Below are 17,263 nucleotides of genomic sequence, written 5' to 3'. Positions count from 1 at the left end.
AGCGTAAGCTTGATACTTTTTCAGTGAACAATATTCAGATTAGGATCTAGAATCAGGGTGTGCAAGTTTGTAGTTCCTAATCGTCAGAGACTAAATTGACCACTGTCCTGCTTTTGTTTTTGACCTCTGAACGAAAGTCTGCTTGAAGGCTCAACTTCTTAATTCGGGCATTTTTTGGTCAGCAACAAGGGAAATCGAAAGCGAATAAGGCTGCTGATGTTGTTCTTGCAATCGAGGTTTCTACTTTCTATAGTTGCTTTTTGAGCCTGCCACAGGTTGCCTTTGTCGCTTACTCGGCATTTGCTTTACCCGGCAACTAGGTTAAGAAAGGCAAGAGCCTGACTTACACATCCAAAGGCATACTTTTTTTTACGTTGAGCACGAATTTAATGCTTTTGGATGATGTTGAGTAAGGGGGGGTGGTCGATAGTGTGGTTATGTTGTCTGCGGTTCATTTGCGGCGCTTTGCAGCCAATGTGAACAAAGTTGTGATTATTTTGGATGGGAAAGATGAAGTTCGACGATATCTATCAATTTTTTCAAGCGCCGCCGCCGTTCTATCTCAACAAAGAGCTAGCAGTATGTTACGTACTCGCCGTTCTATCGCGTGGTGACTCCTATGGCACCGAGTTGATTCAACTACTAGAGACCGAGTACCCGAGCTATCGTCTTTCTGACACAGTTTTATACAGTGCGCTGAAGTTCTTAGAGGACGAGCAAATTATTGAAGGTTATTGGAAAAAGGTTGAAGGTCGGGGTCGCCCTCGCCGGATGTACCAAATCCGTTCAGAGGTACAGCAACAGGCTCAAGATTTGACTCGTCTTTGGTACGAGTATGTCAAAGACCACAGCACGATGGCTCACTCAAAAGGGTTAGCTGCTACTACTAATTAGAGCAGTTAACCAATAGGGTTGCTAGCGCAGTTGATGTTGCGATCGCCTCTTTGACGCTTCAGTTTGTGTTCATTCACTGTTGTAAGCCAGTCGAGTCCTAATGAGGTAGAAGTGCATGAGCATTTGCTCGATTGGCTTAGTTGCAGAACTTAGGCATAGACTGTTAGGTGAACTGTTCTAAACAAGTTTGCAACAATGAGTGCCTCTGTACTGCCGTCAACCTTTGTGTTGGCTTTATTAATGTTGATTGGCTTGCTGTTCTTTATCAGGGCTTCGGTAAAGGATCGTATTGAGGTAGTGAGGCTGACCTCAGAGCAGTCAGAGCTATCGCTCTTAAACCAATTACAAGCTTACTTTACGCAGCGTGCCTACCAGATTGTGGCAACAGACGCAGCAAGGCTTCAGGTTACGTTTGAAGGCTTCGTTCGACCCAGTGTGGTACTAGCTATTTTTCTAACGCTGTTAGCAGCGATCGGTTTACTTTGCCTTTCGCTAATGCTGTCTTATCTTTTCTCAGAGTTCTCTACTGGATTGTTGGCGTTACCGCTGCTGTCACCACTCGCTGGCGTTTTTTATTGGCGCAAGTCCGCACGCCCTGAGAGGGTTTTGCTGCAAGTAGAAAGCAATGATGCCCTGAATGCAGAGACAACTAGCGTGATTACTGTAACAGCTCATCGTGATGAACTAGCAGAACTTCAGAAGCGTATGTCGTTGAAGCGCGTTGAGTCTGAGATGTAGCCGGACTACGCTCGATAATCTGGTGGAGCGAACGTTTCCACTGTCTTTGTACAAGTAAACCATATAGATTAAGCCCCGGCTGAATGCATTCAGCCGGGGCTTCTGATGTAATCGCTTGAGTATTGGAGGTTTTGAATGTAGCGAGCAGAAGCTGCCCGATCGCGCTCAGAACTATCACCTGAAACTCAACGAGTCTGAGCGACGACCGGAAGCTCATCAGATTCTTCATCCGACACTTTTAGGCTGGGGAACAGAAAATGGTTTTCTTCAACATACTGCGCCCCAAACAACCCTTTTTCAGCCCAGAAGTACCGATCTGTAGTATGCTCATTACGTTTCACAAGCAGTAAAGCCGGTGGCGCAATACCTTCTGAGTGAATAAATTTGCGAGCGGCTGTTACTGGTTTGTCCTCTCCGCATTCAATGCTAAATTGAGGCACATTCTCCAGAATTCTCCGCCCCTCCTGCCGTCTACGGCTTTTCCGCTTACGTCTCCTTGCCAATCCCGTTACCCCCTTTGTTGTCGATCAAGTGTAGTGATAGTTACAAAGACGACGCAAGTATAGCGATTCGGGGCTAGAATTTCAACTTCTTTTAACCCATTGATACAAAGATTTAAATCTTCTCAGAAATGCATTCATGTTTGGTAGTCGGTAGTTACTGAATAACGGTGAAAAGCCGTCGCTACAGGTCTTTTCACGTAAGTAAACCCTACTTCATTAAACTGCAACCTTTTGTACAACTTAGCAAGGCATCTCAAGCAAGCATCTTCTGCTTCAGCAAATTATCCAGCATTGTAGCGAAGAGAAGGAGCAAGGTTTCACCTGAAGAAATTGCGATTGTAGATTTTAGTGTCTAGATTTCAGTGTACCTAGAGCCGCTAAACAAGCAGGATTGTAGAATTGCGTCGTGAAGGGCTTGCTCAGTCTTCAGCTCCACACAAGAGATTAACGAACTTAAGGCGGGTATCGCGACTACGTTGTAAGCAAGACGCTTGCTTGCACTACGGCATCAATCGAGTAAAAGTCTTTAAGAGAAAACTTCCTTATTAAATGCAGTGCTTGAGACCTAGATAACAGAGTTATGCTTGAGAGTAAACTTGCTGCGTTACCGCTTGCTTTTAGAAAACGCTTCATGCTGATGCTGACTAGTGCTGAATTCGTCGCCCTTTGTCGAGCGCAGGTAATACTCCTGACACAGGCGTTAGGGGCATCTTTAAGCGTAGTGTATCTAACGCAGGAATTAGTAGAGGGTGCAGAAACGCAGCTTATACCTGTAGTTGCTTATCCAGAGACGGCTGTCGATTGGCAGACGCAAGGGGGAGTACGATCACTCCCGTCTACAATCGACACAGCTAAATCGCCTCTATGGCTACTGGCAGAACCGTATTCTGATTTGTCGCAAGCAGCACCACTCCCTGCGACTCTGGATCAAGCGTCAGTACAAGTAGCAGGGACAGAGCCTTTTACTAAGAGCGATCGTGCGCCACGTGCTAGCAGCGATACTGAGCCACAGCCCAAACAGCCACAGCCAGAACATTCGCAGTCAGACCACGCAGCGCTGGTGCCTGAGCGCCGTATTGTCATGCCACTTATGCATGAAACGGCAGTGCTGGGTTTATTAGTGACAGAGCGCAACGATCGCCTGTGGACAGAATCGGAGCAGGCACAAATTCACCAGATTGCTGAGACTTTAGCGATCGCACGTGTCCTCGATCAGCGTGACCAGTGGCTTGAGCACGAGCAGCGACAGCGGTTGCAAGCCCAGCAGCACGACCTGTTAGATAATCTGTTGCATCAGTTCCGCAACTCATTGACTACGCTCCAGACTTTTGGCAAGTTAATTCTTAAGCGACTGTTGCCAGAAGATGCGAACCGAGACGTTGCCGCTAGCCTTGTACATGAAACATCTCGCTTACGCGACTTAGCCCAGCAGCTTGAATGGGCAGTTGCTGAGACAGATGCGCTGAAACCGCAGCCGTTGACATTACCTCCTGCCTTTGGCGGGAGATTGCAGGAGCAACAGCAAGATGTAGCGACAGACCAACACCTAACAGGCTCTCGGCAGCAGGAGTCGCAAACGTTGCCACTCTTACCAGCCGCCGACTTTCTTTCAAGAACAGCCTTCGTGCTGGAGCCTTGCCCGCTAGCAATGGCACTCGAACCACTACTGGCATCTGCTAGGGCAATCGCCCAAGAACGATCGCTCACTCTCCTGGCTGACATTCCCAACGATCTGCCGTCTGTGTTTGCTAGTAGGCAGCTACTGCAAGAAGTATTAAGTAACGCGATCGACAATGCCCTGAAGTACACGCCTGCTGGAGGGCTGGTTTTAGTAGAGGCAGGTGTGAGAAAAGGCAAAAAGCGAACGGTAGAAATTGCGATCTCGGATACTGGACCCGGCATTCCACCCAAAGATCTGCCGCATATTTTTGAGCGTCGCTACCGGGGCGTGCAGGCTCAAACAGCGATACCTGGAAGTGGTCTAGGTTTAGCGATTGCGCGTGCCTTAGTCACACAAATGCAGGGTGAAATTTACGTGTTTAGCCCTGCCCAGGTCAATAGTGTGGATCAGAACATTGTTGCAGCTCTGACAGCCCATGGACAAGGCACAACGGTGATGGTGCGGTTGGCGATCGCTGAAGCCTCCAAGCTGACGCTATCAGAACAACAAGCACCTTGAGGGCAGTGAAGGATGAAAGCTGCTTCTGGCAATAAGGATTTTAGCCCTGGATGTGACGGAAGCCTTTCACAAAACCCAAAAACTGACTGCACACAGAGCTTTGTTTAAGCTGTTTCAACCAGCCGCCAACCCTAACAACTGCCAACATTAAGTTGGGGCACAGCATGGCTGTACCCCAACAGAATCGCCTCAATCAATGGAGCTTCAATCCGTGGAGCTTCAACCCGTAGTCTTACTCTTAACGAATCACAAGGTCTGACGCAAGCGTCAAGTTCAGATCCGTATTGGGGTTAATGGCAATCAGATCCACCTTATCCCTACCAAGAAAGAAGCCAGCCAGTGCACCAACAGCGGCACCAGGAAGCACCTCCTCAGCCTTAATGACGCGATCGCCCGTGACAGCAGAAATACCAGCCGCAGCACCTGCCCCTACAACAGTACCTCCAATCAATCTGCCAACATTCGTCCCTCTGCTTACACTCTCAGTCCGGGTGATAACTTCAGAATTAGCACTCACAGGAAGCTCAGTACCATTTGGCAAGATAATCTGGCTAGCAACGAATTGAGCGCCTCCCTGAGCTATTTGCAGTTGCCCAACCACGGCGCTATTGACCGGAATCAGCACTGCGCCTTGAGCATCCACAATATTCTGCGACACCTTAAGGGTTACAGGAACAGGATTCGGTTCATTTCGAGCCAGCAAAATCCTGTCAGCTCTTTCATAGCGCACAGGAATCGATGCTCCAGCCGGAATGCGTACACCTTGTGGTACTGCGCCAACAATATAGGGCGAATTAATAGCTGACACTTGCCCAGCACTCACTAGTGCTTGATAGACAAACGCTGCAACTTCGGCACGTGTGGCTGCTTGATTTGGGTTTAGGGTTTTGACGTCAGGGTAGTTGACGACGATCTGCCGTTGAGTAGCGGCAGCAATGCTGGGACGAGCGTACTCAGGAATGTTGGCTACATCGCTATATGCTACTAGAACGCTATCGACAGGAGCAGTGGCAGCATAGTTCAACCCGTTCGCCAGCGACACCAGCACTTGAGCACGGGGAATATTTTCGTCTGGTCTAAAGGCGTTACCGGGATAGCCTGCCAAAAAGCCAGTTGTATATGCTGCCTGAATAGCATTTGTTGCCCAGAAGCCAGCCGGGATATCGGTAAATTGCACAGGTTGGCGGACAGGCTGTCTGTTAAAGGCTTTGCTAACAATGGCGGCAAATTGAGCACGAGTTACGGGTTCTTCAGGACGAAACGAGCCATCAGGAAACCCAGCAATAACGCCGCGGTTAACGAGTGCTTGAATAAACCCGCTTGCCCAGTAGCTCGAAGGCACGTCTGGAAAGGCGGTTTGGGCAGAGGCAGGAGCAGTGATCACGATCGGTGCAACCGCGCCCGTAGTCATACCGAGAGCAACTAAAATGGCTGTCCCAGATTTCCACGCATTGACATAAGACATAAGAAAGTTCTCCAAAGATACATTGACGATTCGTTAGTTTTATAGACCTTCAGCGAGTTTGAAGGTTCCAGAAAGAAAAAGACAGCGAAATATGCCGATTTTCAGCAAAAAGACCGTGATTGCGGCTATCACGATCGGGATTTATTTCCCTTCTTCTACACTTAGAGACGCATAGATATGCCATTAGTTGCCTTTAAAGTCACAGACAATCAGCAAAGCATTTTGCCCTAAGTAGCCGTGATGATACCTGTTCAGCGCCTAAACGCACGATTATTTTCCTCATATGGTTAGCGTAGGCAACGAGCAAGCGCTTGAAATTAGCCCAGCACGATTCAAGAGGCTTAAATTCTTCCTTTGAAAACGATCGCACTTCCTGTTTTACCAGGAAGATGTAACTGAAGCGACATAGCAACAGTCATTTAGGTTAGGGCAGGAGAACTAGTGAGTAGGAACAACTCCCACACATCCTTCTCTTCCAGGCTCCAAGTGCTTCAACGATAGGGATAGAACGTAGCATTACTTGCAGGAATTGGCGATGATTCTTGACACGGTGGACTTACAGGCAATGCGGGACTGCTGCCGGGATGAGGCGGCATTTGAGCGACTTCAAAACATTCTGGCGAAATATTTGAAGTCTCCAGAACCAGAACCAGAGCCACCTCATATTTGGTACAAAGCCATTTTGCAGGCACTGCCCGATCGCGTGTTTTTGGTCAATCGACAAGGCGATAGCCTAGACTTCAAGGGCACAGCAGAGGATGCCGAGTACGGGTTTAGCCGCGAAACCGTTGTCGGTAGCAATCTGCGCGAATTTCTCCCTGACGCGATCGCCCAGCGCTGTTTAGACGCGATCGCCCGTACCCTTGACTCTGGCACACTGCAAACGCTGGAGTATCAGCTTACCCACGACCGCGGTTCACAGATTGGAGAACAGCGGGATTACGAAGTGCGCTTGGTTGTGAGTGGCGCAGGAGAAGTACTTGGTATTGAGCGTGACGTTACTGATCGCAAACGTGCAGAAGCAGCACTGCGCGAGCGGGAGCATCGCTATCGCTCGCTCTACAACAACACACCCGCAATGCTCCAATCGACCGATCGCCGCGATTGTTTAATCAGCGTCAGCGAGCACTGGCTCTCGTCACTCGGCTACACACGCAGTGAGGTATTGGGGCGCAAAGCCGTAGAGTTTATGACTCCAGCCTCACGTCATTATGCTGAAACAGTTGTACTGCCAGCCTACTTCAGCACCGGTCTGTGTACTGACGTACCCTATCAATTTGTGAAGAAAAACGGCGAAATCATGGACGTGTTGCTGTCTGCGATCGCTGAGCGAGACTCAGACGGGGCAACCCTACGCTCCCTGTCAGTTTTAACGGATGTAACGGAGCGTAGACGGGCAGAGCAAGCCAGCGATCGTGAACGTCGCCTCTTTGCGTCAGGTTCAGTGGTTGTCTTTCGCTGGCGAGCAGAAACGGGCTTCCCAGTTGAGTATGTGTCTGCCAATGTGCATCAGTTTGGCTACGAGCCAGAGACATTCACGTCTGGCAAACTCCTTTATGGCGATATTATCTACCCGGATGATGCGACTCGAGTTGAGACTGAAGTGGCGGCAAGCGTCGCTGCCAAAGCAACCGCTATTGAACAAGATTACCGAATCGTACAGGCGGATGGAGACGTTCGCTGGGTCTATGACTTTTGTAGCTTGATTTACAACGAAGCGGGAGACGTAACCCATTACGAAGGCTACATTCTAGACATCACCGAACGGAAGCGATCGGAACAAGCACTACGCGAATCCGAGGAAAAATTTTCGATCGTCTTTCAGCGTAGCCCCACTGCAATGACCCTCACAACCTTACAAGCCGCTCCCCTATCGCGCGTCATCGACGTTAACGACAGCTTCTTACAGATTACAGGCTACCAGCGGGAAGAGATCATTGGGCTTACAATCCCCGCCTTAAACATTTGGGTCGATTTAGGAGCACGTGCCACCATGCTGCAAATGCTTCAAGAGTGTGGCTCAGTTCGTAACTTAGAAATAAAATTCCGTCGCAAATCGGGTGAAATTGGCGTAGCACTCCTCTCTGCAGAAATCATTCGCCTTAAAGGCGTTTCCTGCCTGCTCACGGTTTCATTCGATATCACTGATCGCAAACGCACGGAAGAAGCCCTCCAAGTCAGTGAAGCACGCAACCTGGCGTTTTTAAATGCAATCCCCGACATGATGTTCCGCATCCGTCGGGACGGTATGTATCTAGACTGCAAAGCCGAGCAAGAGAATGACTTTGTCACTCCAGCCAGTGACATGATCGGCAAAACCATCTACGAAGTGCTACCTCCAGAAACGGCGGAGCAGCGGATGGCATACATTACACGCACGCTAACAACGGGCGAAATCCAGATTTTTGAGTATCAACTACGTAACCAAGGCGAATTGCGTGACTACGAAGCCCGCTTGGTTGTGAGTGGTAAAGATGAGGTACTGGCAATTGTGCGCGACATTACGCAGCGCAAACGCGCGATCGCCCAGCTACAGGCAAATGCTGACCGCGATCGTCTGCTAGGGTTAATCGCTCTCCGCATTCGGCGATCGCTCAATCTCGATCAAATTCTTACGACCACCGTAGCCGAAGTTCGTCAATTTCTGACCGTCGATCGCGTCTTCATCGGTCAAATTGATGCAGCATGGCATGGCAAAGTTGTTGCAGAATCTGCCGCAGCCGAATGGGGGTCAATTCTTACCTGGATTGCCGATGACATCTACCTGCGCGAAATTCGAGCGCTGTTTGCTCAAGGGCAAGTGCAAGCGATCGACGATACTGCAACCGCAACCGTATCACCCCTATTGGCAGATTATTACAAGCGCTGCCACATTCAAGCCAGCCTGGGAGTGCCCATTATCCTCGGCGAGGAGTTCTTTGGTGTACTGGTTGCCAATCAGTGTGACCGCCCCCGTCACTGGACAGCTTTCGAGACTCAGCTTTTAGAGCAATTGGCAGTGCAAGTGGCGATCGCGATTCAGCAGGCAGAGCTGTACCATCAAGTGCAAACCCTTGCTAGCAGCCTGGAACAACAGGTGCAGGAACGTACAGCTCAACTCCAACAAAACATGCTGGCACTTCAGGAACTTAGTCAAACCAAAGACGACTTTTTGAATGCTGTTTCTCATGATCTGCGGACACCCATCATGGGCACGATGATGGTACTCAAAAACCTACAGCAGAAACCAGGCGATACGGTTGTGCTTAAACGCTCGATTTTGGAGCGGATGGTGCAAAGCAGCGATCGTCAGCTTAGTATGATCAACTCCTTACTAGAAGCACACTCCAGCGAAACTTGGGGCATTAATCTGCACTGCGAACAGCTCAACTTAAGCAATCTAGTACGCGCAATCGTCGATGATCTAGAGCCGCTGTTGCTTGAGAACCAGGCAACGCTGAACAATCAAATTTCCGCTGCCTTCCCTTTGGTTACTGCTGATTCCACTATGCTGCGGCGCGTGTTTGAGAATCTCCTTACCAATGCGTTGAAGCATAATCCACCCGGACTACATTTAACGCTAGAGGCAACGATCGCCAGTGACATGATCCGCTGTAGTGTGCAAGACAATGGAGTTGGTATGACCCCAGACGAATGTGATTCCCTCTTCGACCGTTACACTCGTGGCACACGCGCCCGTCGTTCAACTGGTATCGGCTTAGGTCTTTATCTTTGTCGGCAAATCATTACAGCTCATGGTGGGCAGATTGGCGCAATTAGTGCGCCTGGGCAGGGTGCAACCTTTTGGTTTACCCTACCGCTAGCAGCTTAAGCAGCATGGCTAAGACTTCTAACCTTGTTATTTACTTGAGCCTTTCATGAAAATACTCGTGCTAAATGCTGGATCAAGCAGCCAAAAAAGCTGTCTCTATGATCTAACAGAGGACAAACTCTCTGAGCCACAGCCACCGCTTTGGGATGCTCACGTCGATTGGACGCATCAGCAGAATGTTGCTGAAATTAAAGTCAAAACAGCTCATGGAGCAGTACGTGAGGAAGGGCTGCCAGCAGACGATCGCCCTGCCATCACTGCCCATCTGCTCGCTACGCTCTGGCAGGGCAAAACAAAAGTGATCGAAACACTTGCCGAAATTGATGCCGTTGGACATCGGGTCGTTCATGGTGGACGGGAGTATCTCGCTAGCACTTACGTAACTAATGAAGTGAAGGCAGCGATCGCTCGACTAGCCGTGCTTGCTCCTGCCCATAACCCTGCCAACCTAGAAGGTATTGAAGCTGTTGAACGTATCTTGCCCTCAACACCACAAATTGCTGTTTTCGACACTGCCTTCCATGCCTATATGCCTTTAGAAGCGGCTACCTACCCCATTCCCTACGAATGGCTTACTAAAGACGTGCGGCGCTACGGCTTTCATGGCATCAGCCATCAATACTGCACGCACCGTACCGCACAGATTCTACAGACTGATCCTGCCGCCCTAAAGTTGATTATCTGCCACCTAGGTAATGGCTGTTCGCTAGCAGCCGTTCGTGAAGGGCACAGCATCGATACGACTATGGGTTTCACACCGTTGGACGGTCTGATGATGGGCAGCCGATCAGGTGCCATTGACCCTGGCATCTTAATCTACTTACTACGTCAAGAGGGCTGCACGGCAGATCAGCTTAACCAGATGCTTAATCAAGACTCAGGCTTGAAGGGCATTTCCGGTATATCAAGCGATCTGCGCCAAATCCAAGCTGCAATCGCCACAGGCAACGAGCGGGCCAAACTTTCGTTCGCTATGTACATTCATCGGCTGCGCTCTTACATTGGAGCCATGCTAGCCAGCCTAGGCGGACTAGATGCACTGGTTTTCACTGCTGGGGTTGGCGAAAACTCGTCAGCAGTGAGGGCTGCTGCCTGCGAAGCTTTCAGCTTTCTAGGGCTCAAGCTAGATCTAGAAAAGAATCAGCAGACACCCGTTGACCAAGACATTGCGATGTCTGGCTCAACAGTCCGTGTCCTTGTCATCCACACTCAAGAAGATTGGGCGATTGCTCAAGAATGTTGGCATTTACATAGCAAGAACGCATGAACCAGTAAAAGCGCAGCGATACGCTGTTGAACCGAGTTATGTTCTGTTATGAAAGGTTGCGTTCTAAACGCCAGCTGAAGACAAAAGTATGTTGATCAAACAATGACGTTAGTCTTCTGACCCGACCATCAGTTTTTGGAGCGACTCTAGTCCCTTTTTAACCCGACGAGAAACCGTAACAGCACTAATACCAAGACGCTCGGCAGTTTCTTTTTGGGTCAAGTCGTGGAGAAAGACGAACTCTAGGATTTCACGTGTTCGGTTTTCTAGTTGCACTAACGACTGCTGTAGGCGCAACTGGTCTTCTTGCGCTAGTTGGAAGCTGCGATATTGTGTATCCGGTACTAATTCCCCTAGTGACGATGCTCCTTCGTCTTCATCCCGGACGGGTGCATCTAGACTAAGAATGGCACGGTTACGGCAAGCCAGTTTAATCTCTTGCCACTCAGCCAATGTGATATCGATCGCTACTGCAATTTCCGAGTCGATGGGTTGACGCTTCAGCTTGACCTGCAAATCACGTACTGCTAGGGCTGCTTGCCGTTCAAGCGCTTGCCAACGTCGGGGAATGCGAACAGAAGGACTTTTATCGCGCAGATAGTGTTGAATCTCACCCCGTATATAGGGAATGGCAAAGGAACTAAAAGCGTGCCCTTTTGAGATGTCGAAACGTTCGATTGCCCGAATCAAGCCGATCGAGCCAACCTGTAGCAAATCCTCGTAACCCTCAGTACACTGGTGAATCCAGTGATGCGCTTCCTTTCTAACTAAACCAATGTTAAGTTCAACCAGTTGATTTCGCACCTGAGGACAGGGCGATTGTTGATAGACCCGCAAAAGTTGTAAACTCTCGCTTTTCAATTCACAGTTTACTGTCGTTAGCATGACGAATTTCAGTCGGTAGAGCAAGTGATATCAGGAAGAATCAAACGCCGTCTTAGTTAATGTTCAGCAGGGCACACTGGGCGGAAAAATCACTCTAGGAATGGGTCTTGCAAACAACTAACCATTCGACTAAAGAACTCAATGACTTCAGTTGAACTGCACTCCAGCGACCAGAGCCTTCAGAGTTTTTTCTGAGAAACCAAGTTGGTGTGCTGACGTTCTACTGCTGTTGATTAACACTATTCGTTCACACAGATTCACAGCAACGGCATTTTTACGGATCTGATAATAAAGTCAAAGCGGCTCATCACTGGTTGTTCACTAGCGGTTGCAATATTGTTACAAGTTGGAGTTTCGGCAAAGAATCGACTTCCTGAAATTATACGACGACAACGTTGATTCTACGGAAAGGCAAAGCAGCAGCACTTTTCATTGTTTTTTTTGGTTATAGATACAGATCCCTTATTTACCGTTAAGCAGAATTTCAAGTAAAAAAGTGTAATGTAAAAGCTCAAAAAAAGGGGCTCTATGCCCCCTAAAAAGTAGATCAATTAGCAACATGAAGTGAAAACCCGCTTCATCTAAGACTCAGGAACAAGCTTTCAAAGCTTAGACCGCCGCTGGTTCAACACGAGCATAGAAAAGACCACTGATCCTGACGTCGCTGGGTTTTTTAGAACCCATGTCTGTCTCGGATGGCTGTTCACTCTCAAAAGTGCCGGCAATTTCGCCTGTTACATTGTCAATCTTGGCAACCTGGAGCGAAATTCGACCTTTATCAAGCTGAAACTGCTTTGTGTTTTCCTTTGCTAATTCTTCAGCATCTCCCTGAGCAGGAAGACCGACCGCATTGCCATAACCAGCAGTCAAACCACGACCTTTTGGGTCAAGGAAGTTTGCCGTGCGGTAAGAGGGTACCTTAAACGAGCCTTCGAAGTCAGTAGCCGTACTGATACTACCTAACCCAGGCTGAGTAGTGGCGACTAAGCTCTTAATGGTAAACAAAAACGGAACGCGCTCACCACCAGGAAGCTGCACAGTAATGGCTTGAAAGTCAATACCATCTTGTTCAACGAACGTAAGACTACCATCAGGGTTTAGGTTTAGTTTGCCTTCAACCGACTCAATAGTAGATGTGTAGCGGGTCATTAGTTTAGCGGAAACAAATTCTGCTTTTTGCCGTTTGTTTGTAGATTCCTCTTTGATGAGAAAGCTCGTTGGCTGCAAACAAAGAGAGGTAAGTGTGTAGGACTTATCAGCTTCGATCGGTATTGAACCACGAGATGTTGCTTCTAGCACTGGACAACTGTTAGCCAAGCCCGTGCCTCGAATTTGATCGTACGTTAGGGCTTCTCTAGCAAAAGCGGGGGGTGTAGAAAAAACAGTCATTAGACTGACGCATAATGCCAGAAGTGCAACGGTTAAAGCGCGGTACTTCATGAAAACCTCAATATCAACGTAAATATTTTTTGACAATGAAACCAAAAGCTGAATCTTAACGAGCTTCACCCATTAAGACGGGAGCCTTGCCTTAGCGACAACTGTGACAACAGGCAAGAAGACTCTACTAGAACCCAGTACCTAAATCTCTGGGAGCATGCCCCAAGTCTTCAGTGAGACAGGATGAAGTATATCTCTGCCTTACTGAAGGCTTAATTCCTAGACACGATCGAACTAAGACTTCATTCTGAATTTTACACGGCAATGTAGCTTTTACTTGATCTACACAATAAAGTTAGCGCTGACAGTTGCACTTAATACCAGCAGTTGCAGCTACTAGCATTAAAGGGCAGGATGGCAGGTGATGCACTTGACGGACTAATGTCAGATACTAGCTAGATGATTAGGTAGTGTTTAGGGATTTTACTTTGATGAGCGATCGCGATTGTGTCAAGGCACAGCATCTTGAAGCTAGTCTCCAGTCCATTGCTGAGACTATTCGGCAGGTAGCCCGTGACCGTCAAGGTGATAATTTAGCCCTGTTGTCTTTACTGAGGCTGCTAGAAGGCTTGCATCAAGAGATCCGTGATAGCCTATTTCAGGATTCTCTACCTGATAATCGTCAGGCACTCTACAGCTTACTAAAGGATATTGAAGCGTCTGGTGGCTGGCCCTATATCCACCGCATGAAATTACAGTCATTACTCAGCAATTTTCAGGACACAGCGGTTAAAGACCCAGCATCAAGTTTTGCCAGCTTTATTCCTCTTGCAGGCGCTGATGAAACGCTCCTTTAAGCACCCGTGTTCATGCAACAGTTGCTTGTGATGCCAGTGCAACCACACCCAAAGATAAACAGAAGGCAGTAGGCTCAGTCGATTGCACAAACGATCAAACTAATCTCAACCGACGCTGCATTCGTAACACCAGTCGCAACAGCAATCAAAACACAAAGTGCCAGGAACTGTCGCTCCTAGCACTTTGCGAATGAATTCAAAGACTGCCAGATGGCACTCTTAAGAGTCTTTATTGGTTTCTCTGCTTGCCGTCTGAATGTAGAGGATGAGTAGAAAAACTGCTGGAACCAGCACGAATAGGATGCTTGCAATAAACCCTAACTCATTGACTTGCATAAAATTACCCGACTAGCGCTGCATCGACACTAACAGGATACCACTGTGCGATCTTCCTGACTGAAAATAGGGTTGTGAACGAACTACACGTTGATCTGGTAGAAACGCTCTACTTAAGTAGTCATTCTGTCTGTTTAAGTAGTCATTCTGTAAGAAGCGCACACTACGGTTTCTGAGGCAGAAAGGCGTTTGGATTCAGGGCGATCACACTCCAAGTTCAAAAGCCTTCATTTTGTAGAAGGCTTAGTTTTAATAGTTACGTCACCATTCACCAGAGCCTGACACGCTAGCCGGTAGGTAGGAGGTTTCTTCTTCAGTTTGTTCTTTTCCGTGTCGGTGAGGGGCGAAAGATGCTCCATGCCTTCAACAACTTCGACAAGGCACGTGCCACATTGACCGTAGCCACCACAGTTGGTCATTTTTCCCACAAAGGTATAAATGTCAATGCGGTTCTCGATCGCCTTTAGTCTAAGGTTTGCACCATCTGCCACAACGACTTCACGATCTTCTTTCAAAAACTTAATGGTTGTCATGCCTTAGATTCCGTTTACAAAAAGTAGCTGTGGTGATTACAGGGAGATATGGTTGTGAGCAGAAGATACCAATTGGGCTTGGTGCCTGCATTCAGCTAGAAGCAGAACATTATTAAGAAGATAGAGACCGTACGCTGTGTACGCTAGAGCCAAAAGTTTGGGGACGTTAACACCGTTCCTTAAACCTCATCTACGTCCCTAAAACTTTGGTAACATTTGATAGCTTCAACGCCTTGCTGTTACGTAAGTTTACAAGACTATGCCTGGCTTGCTCAAAACTTTGGCATAACTCTCTTTTGCTTGCAATCGGTTCTCACACTGGTTACACTTCTTTGTACGTCTTCATTTTCACAAACATCTCTGGTGGGCTGCAATCTAGCTCTTGTCAGACTGCCGAATTAAGAGCCAGATTGAGAAGCGTGAGGTTGAATGAGCCTCAGACTTGGTAGAGATACTAAATGTCTGGCGCTTTAAAAAATGTTTAGGAATACGTCGAACTAGAGCTATTCACAAGGAGGAGCGTAGTCAATGGGACTACCCTGGTACCGAGTACATACTGTTCTTATCAATGATCCAGGTCGGCTAATCGCAACGCACCTGATGCACACTGCACTTGTGGCAGGGTGGGCAGGTTCCATGGCTCTCTATGAGCTTGCGATCTTCGATCCGAGTGACCCAGTTCTCAATCCGATCTGGCGTCAAGGGATGTTTGTTATGCCGTTTATGGCACGGTTGGGTGTCACAGGCTCTTGGAGTGGCTGGAGCATCACTGGCGAGACAGGAGTTAATCCTGGCTTTTGGTCGTTTGAGGGTGTTGCGGCTGCTCACATTGTCCTGTCTGGTCTGTTGTTTCTAGCAGCCTGCTGGCACTGGGTTTACTGGGATCTGGAGCTTTTTAGAGATCCTCGTACTGGTGAGCCAGCACTTGATTTGCCAAAGATGTTTGGCATTCATTTGTTTTTGTCTGGTTTGCTCTGCTTTGGCTTTGGTGCCTTCCATCTGACAGGACTGTTTGGTCCTGGTATGTGGGTATCTGATCCCTACGGCCTAACTGGTAGCGTTCAACCTGTAGCGCCTGAATGGGGCCCAGCTGGGTTTAATCCTTTCAACCCAGGCGGGGTTGTGGCGCATCACATCGCCGCAGGCATTGTTGGCATCATTGCTGGTCTTTTTCACCTGAGTGTTCGTCCCCCAGAGCGTTTGTACAAAGCGCTGCGGATGGGGAACATTGAAACAGTGCTTTCTAGCAGTATTGCAGCAGTGTTTTTTGCAGCGTTCGTCGTTGCTGGCACAATGTGGTTTGGTAGCGCAACAACACCGATCGAATTGTTTGGTCCAACGCGCTATCAGTGGGATAGCGGTTTCTTTAAGCAAGAAATCGATCGTCGCGTGCAGACAAGTGTTGCTGATGGAAGCAGCTTAGTAGATGCCTATGCAGCGATTCCTGAGAAACTTGCTTTCTACGACTATGTTGGCAATAGCCCTGCGAAGGGTGGTTTGTTCCGCACGGGTCAAATGAACAAAGGTGATGGCATTGCTCAGGCTTGGTTGGGTCATCCAGTCTTTAAAGACAGCGAAGGGCGAGAGCTATCAGTGCGCCGCCTGCCTAACTTCTTTGAGAACTTTCCAGTTGTCCTGACTGATAAAGATGGCATTGTGCGTGCTGATATTCCGTTCCGCAAAGCAGAGTCTAAGTACAGCTTTGAACAAAACGGTGTGACAGCAAGCTTCTACGGAGGGGTATTGAACGGTCAAACGTTTAAAGATCCTGCTACTGTTAAGCGCTATGCACGTGCGAGCCAACTGGGTGAACCATTTGAGTTCGATCGTGAGACGCTGAATTCTGATGGTGTATTCCGTACTAGCCCTCGTGGTTGGTTTACCTTTGGTCATGCAGTATTCGCGCTGCTATTCTTCTTTGGTCATATCTGGCATGGCACTCGTACCATCTTCCGGGATGTGTTTGCAGGTGTTGATCCAGACCTCTCCGAAGAGCAAGTAGAGTGGGGCTTCTATCAGAAGCTCGGTGATAAGAGTACTCGCCGCAAAGAAGCCGTTTAGGCGTTCGTAGAATTAAGGGGCTACAACTGAATCTGCTGAAGATTGACCATTATCGATCGTCATGTAGAGACTGTTAGCCCCTTTTATAGTTAGGTCGATAGACTGGTTTTGCAAAAAGGTTGGGATTTTTTGGTATGGAAAGCGTTGCTTACATTTTGATCATTACGTTGGCGTTAGGCGTGCTCTTTTTTGCGATCGCCTTTCGTGAACCCCCCCGCATTGGCAAATAGTTTGAAATCTTCCTTGCGTAGCTATTGCAATGACTTTAGTTGCAATAGCTATGTAAGTGGTGCCTATATTAGTTTGATAATTCAGTTATTTTTAGCTCAAGATTCAGAAAAAGTACGGACTACT

14 protein-coding genes are annotated in these 17,263 nt (G+C 48.3%); 8 read left to right on the top strand and 6 right to left on the bottom strand.

The features are described 5' to 3' along the window. Window positions 1–510: 510 nt before the first annotated feature. Together H6F76_RS26195 and H6F76_RS26190 are read left to right on the top strand one after the other, a co-directional pair. Window positions 511–894 (top strand): PadR family transcriptional regulator, encoded by a 384-nt coding sequence (locus H6F76_RS26195; RefSeq protein WP_190453077.1) that lies wholly within the window; start codon window positions 511–513, stop codon window positions 892–894. A 195-nt stretch (window positions 895–1,089) separates the two neighbouring features. After that, entirely contained in the window at window positions 1,090–1,632 is a 543-nt protein-coding gene (locus tag H6F76_RS26190) for a cofactor assembly of complex C subunit B (RefSeq protein WP_190512710.1), read from the top strand. A gap of 185 nt (window positions 1,633–1,817) precedes the next feature. Here H6F76_RS26190 and H6F76_RS26185 read toward each other — a convergent pair whose 3' ends face one another. After that, window positions 1,818–2,135, bottom strand: a complete 318-nt coding sequence (locus tag H6F76_RS26185) for a DUF3155 domain-containing protein (protein WP_190453085.1) — start codon at window positions 2,133–2,135, stop codon at window positions 1,818–1,820. A 580-nt stretch (window positions 2,136–2,715) separates the two neighbouring features. Between H6F76_RS26185 and H6F76_RS26180 the strand changes: the two genes are divergently transcribed. Then, entirely contained in the window at window positions 2,716–4,314 is a 1,599-nt protein-coding gene (locus H6F76_RS26180; protein ID WP_206754418.1) for a sensor histidine kinase, read from the top strand. A 238-nt stretch (window positions 4,315–4,552) separates the two neighbouring features. Here H6F76_RS26180 and H6F76_RS26175 read toward each other — a convergent pair whose 3' ends face one another. Beyond that, entirely contained in the window at window positions 4,553–5,779 is a 1,227-nt protein-coding gene (locus tag H6F76_RS26175; RefSeq protein ID WP_190512707.1) for an S-layer homology domain-containing protein, read from the bottom strand. Between the two features lie 535 nt (window positions 5,780–6,314). Here H6F76_RS26175 and H6F76_RS26170 point away from each other — a divergent pair. Both H6F76_RS26170 and H6F76_RS26165 read left to right on the top strand, forming a co-directional pair. Further along, entirely contained in the window at window positions 6,315–9,590 is a 3,276-nt protein-coding gene (locus H6F76_RS26170) for a PAS domain S-box protein (RefSeq protein WP_190512705.1), read from the top strand. Between the two features lie 46 nt (window positions 9,591–9,636). After that, entirely contained in the window at window positions 9,637–10,857 is a 1,221-nt protein-coding gene (locus H6F76_RS26165; RefSeq protein WP_190512703.1) for an acetate kinase, read from the top strand. Window positions 10,858–10,965: 108 nt separating this feature from the next. Here H6F76_RS26165 and H6F76_RS26160 read toward each other — a convergent pair whose 3' ends face one another. Continuing rightward, a complete protein-coding gene (locus H6F76_RS26160) occupies window positions 10,966–11,742 on the bottom strand; it encodes an RNA polymerase sigma factor SigF (protein ID WP_190512701.1) in 777 nt (258 codons plus the stop codon). Window positions 11,743–12,351: 609 nt separating this feature from the next. After that, complete coding sequence (locus tag H6F76_RS26155) at window positions 12,352–13,182, bottom strand: photosystem II manganese-stabilizing polypeptide (RefSeq protein ID WP_190453103.1); 831 nt, start codon at window positions 13,180–13,182, stop codon at window positions 12,352–12,354. Window positions 13,183–13,613: 431 nt separating this feature from the next. Here H6F76_RS26155 and H6F76_RS26150 point away from each other — a divergent pair, with 431 nt between their 5' ends. Further along, the gene (locus H6F76_RS26150) at window positions 13,614–13,979 is read left to right on the top strand and encodes a hypothetical protein (RefSeq protein ID WP_190512699.1); all 366 of its coding nucleotides are present in this window, start codon (window positions 13,614–13,616) and stop codon (window positions 13,977–13,979) included. Between the two features lie 219 nt (window positions 13,980–14,198). Here the strand turns inward: H6F76_RS26150 and psbM are convergent, their stop codons facing one another. Continuing rightward, window positions 14,199–14,315: a photosystem II reaction center protein PsbM gene (gene psbM / locus H6F76_RS26145; protein ID WP_190453109.1), complete on the bottom strand. Its 117-nt coding sequence runs from the start codon at window positions 14,313–14,315 to the stop codon at window positions 14,199–14,201. 227 nt (window positions 14,316–14,542) lie between these two features. Next, window positions 14,543–14,848, bottom strand: a complete 306-nt coding sequence (locus tag H6F76_RS26140; protein ID WP_190512697.1) for a 2Fe-2S iron-sulfur cluster-binding protein — start codon at window positions 14,846–14,848, stop codon at window positions 14,543–14,545. A 528-nt stretch (window positions 14,849–15,376) separates the two neighbouring features. Here H6F76_RS26140 and psbB point away from each other — a divergent pair. Next, complete coding sequence (gene psbB / locus H6F76_RS26135) at window positions 15,377–16,909, top strand: photosystem II chlorophyll-binding protein CP47 (protein ID WP_190453115.1); 1,533 nt, start codon at window positions 15,377–15,379, stop codon at window positions 16,907–16,909. A 134-nt stretch (window positions 16,910–17,043) separates the two neighbouring features. Then, window positions 17,044–17,139 (top strand): photosystem II reaction center protein T, encoded by a 96-nt coding sequence (locus tag H6F76_RS26130; RefSeq protein ID WP_190453120.1) that lies wholly within the window; start codon window positions 17,044–17,046, stop codon window positions 17,137–17,139. Window positions 17,140–17,263 lie beyond the last annotated feature (124 nt).

Origin of the sequence: Leptolyngbya sp. FACHB-321 (genome assembly GCF_014695975.1) — a bacterium.
Lineage (GTDB): Bacteria > Cyanobacteriota > Cyanobacteriia > Leptolyngbyales > Leptolyngbyaceae > Stenomitos.
The sequence above is the reverse complement of the archived record's forward strand: the minus strand, read 5'-3'. Positions and strand labels throughout refer to the sequence as shown.